Below are 792 nucleotides of genomic sequence, written 5' to 3'. Positions count from 1 at the left end.
AGTAAATCTCAAAGCAAGTGATGGCAAAATTCACCGCAATTACAATCGTTGGGTAAACAATTTAAATGTTGATATTCAGCGAGCACTTGCGTTGTTGGGCACTCAGTCTCAGCAATAAAAATTATTAAATGCAGTTAGGTTTTTTCGTGTTAAATCAAAATAATGATCCTTTTAATGCTTTTGAAGCAAAAACAGAAGCTCAAAAATTATCTTTTGCCCCTATCGTTTTCCATACCGCGAGAACGCTCAGAGATTTGGGTATATTAGCGGCGCTCGATAGCGCTGGTTCAAAAGGCATGAGCGCCATTGATATCGCCGAAAAAACAGGCGTGTCAGAATATGGTGTCAAAGTGCTGCTAGACATGGCGATAAGTGCGCACATTGTTTTGTGGGAAAAACCTAACTACTCACTGGCCAACCTCGGGTTCTACTTGTTGTACGATGGCATGACCCAAGCAAACATGGATTTCACGGCCGACGTTTGTTATGCCGCGATGATGCACCTGACTGAAGCAATCAAAGACGGCAAACCTGCTGGATTGAAAGAGCTGGGCGATTGGGAAACCATCTATCAAGGGTTGTCGACATTACCTGAGCAAGCTAAGCAGAGCTGGTTTAAGTTTGATCACTTCTATTCGGATCGTTCTTTCCCATTGCTGCTTAAAGAAGTGTTTGCCAATGAGCCAAAACATATTGTCGATATCGGTGGCAATACGGGTAAATGGGCAATGCAGTGCTGCAACTACGATAAAGATGTGCATGTGACCATTGTTGATTTGCCGCAGCAATTGG

Annotated in this window: 1 pseudogene; it reads left to right on the top strand. The window is 43.2% G+C overall.

The features are described 5' to 3' along the window. Nucleotides 1–128: 128 nt before the first annotated feature. Nucleotides 129–792 (top strand): annotated as a pseudogene (locus R7Z50_RS26540) (SAM-dependent methyltransferase); the annotation flags it as partial.

It is taken from the genome of Vibrio sp. 1249-1 (assembly GCF_033340495.1).
The sequence above is the reverse complement of the archived record's forward strand: the minus strand, read 5'-3'. Positions and strand labels throughout refer to the sequence as shown.